Source organism: Nostoc cf. edaphicum LEGE 07299, from assembly GCF_015207245.1.
Classification (GTDB): Bacteria; Cyanobacteriota; Cyanobacteriia; order Cyanobacteriales; family Nostocaceae; genus Nostoc; species Nostoc edaphicum_B.
Genome location: NZ_JADEXF010000809.1, coordinates 1 through 3,073 on the forward strand (window position 1 = coordinate 1; position 3,073 = coordinate 3,073).

Consider the following 3,073-nt stretch of genomic DNA (forward strand, 5'->3'; position numbering starts at 1 on the left):
ATGATATACCTCATGTGATTAAGAAACGCTATACATATACAACAGTTTTCTTTTATATGAATGTAGTACAAAGCTACGGGTTTGAAGACAGAAGGTAGAGGTAGAAACTGTTTATATCTGATTTGGAATTTTACATTTTGTACCTTCTTTACTTACAAATTGCTGTAACTGCAAAAAAAATCATTAAATAAAACTAATTGTTTTTTTGAGATTAAAGCACAGCAGATATTTGGTAAAAGTTAGGATATTTTTTATCAAATATTTACTGCAAAATCACTCTTTTTTGTTGTTAGCTTGTTGTAGATAACTTAACAACCAATTTGCCGCCGTCGCCCTGCGAGTTTGCCGAGGCCCAAATTCTCCAATTTTGTAACCTTTAAAGCCCAGCTTTTCTTTTAACATTTGTTTATTTTCAGCAGGAATGGAACGAGTCAACTTGACTGTTGCGGGGCGAGATTCAAGAAAATCTGGTGGTTGTGGGTACTCATCTTGCCATTCTGGTGCAACTAGGCTGGTGTCCCATTGTGCAGTTAAGGAATCATAACGATAGCCTAAATAATGCCATAGCAACTGGTTGACTGTGGCATCATCAAGTTTATCGTCAAGAATTGCCCAAATTGTTTCTGTATTGAGTGGTGGCAGGTTAGACATAAGCAATTCAAAATTCTAAGTTGAAAAACTGACTACTGAATTAATTAAATTCACTACAGTTAGGAGGTAGTGAAAAATACTTTATCACTACTTTGCGACACTCCCAAAGAAGGGGATAATTTTATTTTTATCTATACCTGCTGGAAGATTTATCCGCTACAACCATTAGACAAACTACTAAAGTGACCCTAAATAAAGAGATTCGTCAACTCAGGAGGAAAATTATGGGAATAGAGGATATGTTCAGAAATATAGTCGGTGGCAAGCAGAAACAACGTGATGAAGAATGGGATAATCGCGATCGCCAGTACAGACATCGTGGCGATGATGATGACGATGACCGCCAGTACAGACATCGCGGCGATGATGACGATGACCGCCAGTACAGACATCGCGGCGATGATGATGACGATGACCGCCAGTACAGACATCGCGGCAATGACGACGATGACGAAGAGCGGGATTAATTTTGCGAGTTGGAGTTAAAAACAGGTTGTGTATACACAAACTAGATAGACTGGAATCGTAAAGATTAGACCAGTCTATGCAGAATTCTACAGCAATGCCAAAGATTATCCGCGCCCATGTATTCATTTCTGGCCGAGTCCACGGAGTAGGCTATCGCTATTCCACTGTCGATACAGCTAGCCAGTTGGGATTAACCGGTTGGGTGCGGAATCTCCCCGATAATCGAGTAGAGGCAGTCTTTGAAGGGGCGCGAGAGGTTGTAGATGATATGCTTCGCTGGTGCCACTCTGGGCCGCCTGCTGCTGTGGTTAAAGATGTTGTGGTTGAATATGAGGAACCGGAAGGGTTGCGAGGATTTGAGGTTAAGCGGGTTGAGTAGGGAGTTAACAAAAGCATAGGAAAGAGAAACTATCCCTTGTACCCTATAAACTATGCTGAAGTAACCTGTATATTCGTGGGTTTTTCGTGTTCATGCCTTGAAGCAGTTTACCGCCTGTGAAAAATTTTGATTACAATGCAGATGTCAACTAGGCGGCGTGCTGTCTATCCACGTAAATCCAGAAGATACTCAATGAGTAATCAATTAAAAGACTACAATCCCAGCGGCGTAGGTGAAATAAATGGCAACCTCTTAGGTTTGCCCTGCGATTATGAGTCTGCAAACTTGATTGTTTTTGGTGTGCCGTGGGAAGTCACTGTTTCCTATGGTGCTGGCACTGCTAATGGCCCACAGCGAATTCTAGATGCTTCGACTCAATTAGATTTATTCGATTTTGATAACCCTGATGGTTGGAAGCAGGGAATTTTTATGGAAGAAATTCCCCAAGATATTTTAGAGAAGAACACATACTACCGCGCTTTGGCAGGCAAAATTATTGAGCGATTAGCCGAAGGTAAACAACTTTCAGATACACCAGATTTAACATCTGTTCTCACAGAAATTAATCAGGCTGGTCAACAGGTCAATCAATGGCTATTTGAAAATTGTCAAACAGCAATTAATAATGGTAAACGAGTTGCAGTCATAGGTGGAGATCACAGTTCGCCTTTAGGTTATTTTCAAGCATTAGCAGCTAAATATCCAAACTATGGCATTTTGCACATTGATGCCCACGCAGATTTACGCGATGCTTATGAGGGGTTTGAGTTTTCCCATGCGTCGATTATGTTTAATGCGATGAAAATACCGCAAATTACTAAGTTAGTGCAGGTAGGTTTGCGTGATATTAGCCATGATGAAGTGCAAATGATTGACCAATCTGATCGTCGCATTATTGCTTATTACGACCCAGCTATTAAGCAAAAGCTTTACTCTGGCACAACTTGGATTGATTTATGCCGAGAAATTATCAGTCATTTACCTGAGTATGTTTATATTAGCTTTGATGTAGATGGTTTAGATCCAAAACTCTGTCCGAGTACGGGTACTCCTGTTCCAGGTGGGTTGGAATTAGAACAAACTTTTTGTCTGTTCCGAGAATTGGTCAATAGTGGAAGAAAAATTATTGGCTTTGATATCTGCGAAGTCGGTGATGCGGAGTGGGATGGTAATGTTGGAGCGCGAGTAGTTTACAAGCTGGCAAATTTGATGGATTTATCAAACAGAATTCAGGAGTCAGGAGTCAGAATGGGCTAAATGCCCCGCTACCGCTAACAAAATTAATTCTCTCGGCTGGCGGATGAATAAGAGGGTTTAAAATCCCCACTAAATCATTCGTGTAACGTCTATGAAAGAGAAGATTTAGTGGTTTTCAATCAGTGGCGGGTCTGTAGCAAGATCCCGCAGAGTATCCACCTGGATTATTCTTCAACCAGAATTGCTATAAGGAACAAACAATCATTACATCAGCGTCTGTCTCTATATCTGTTTCAGAATGTAGAGACTAAACTAATTCCAGATAATGAAGTTCTGGAGTTATATACTTTACTGTCTATTAGTAGCTGAATACTATTT

4 protein-coding genes are annotated in these 3,073 nt (G+C 40.5%); 2 read left to right on the plus strand and 2 right to left on the minus strand.

The window, feature by feature from the left end; genetic code table 11:
* Positions 1–273: 273 nt before the first annotated feature.
* Positions 274–651: a DUF1823 family protein gene (locus tag IQ229_RS20970; RefSeq protein ID WP_194047035.1), complete on the minus strand. Its 378-nt coding sequence runs from the start codon at positions 649–651 to the stop codon at positions 274–276.
* Between the two features lie 243 nt (positions 652–894).
* Positions 895–1,245 carry a hypothetical protein gene (locus IQ229_RS20975; RefSeq protein ID WP_194047042.1) on the minus strand — a complete coding sequence of 117 codons (351 nt, stop codon included), beginning with the start codon at positions 1,243–1,245 and terminating at the stop codon, positions 895–897.
* Here IQ229_RS20975 and IQ229_RS20980 point away from each other — a divergent pair.
* Positions 1,196–1,498 (plus strand): acylphosphatase, encoded by a 303-nt coding sequence (locus IQ229_RS20980; RefSeq protein WP_194047037.1) that lies wholly within the window; start codon positions 1,196–1,198, stop codon positions 1,496–1,498. The genes IQ229_RS20975 and IQ229_RS20980 overlap by 50 nt on opposite strands.
* Positions 1,499–1,690: 192 nt before the next feature.
* Positions 1,691–2,755, plus strand: a complete 1,065-nt coding sequence (speB, locus tag IQ229_RS20985; protein WP_194047039.1) for an agmatinase SpeB — start codon at positions 1,691–1,693, stop codon at positions 2,753–2,755.
* Positions 2,756–3,073 lie beyond the last annotated feature (318 nt).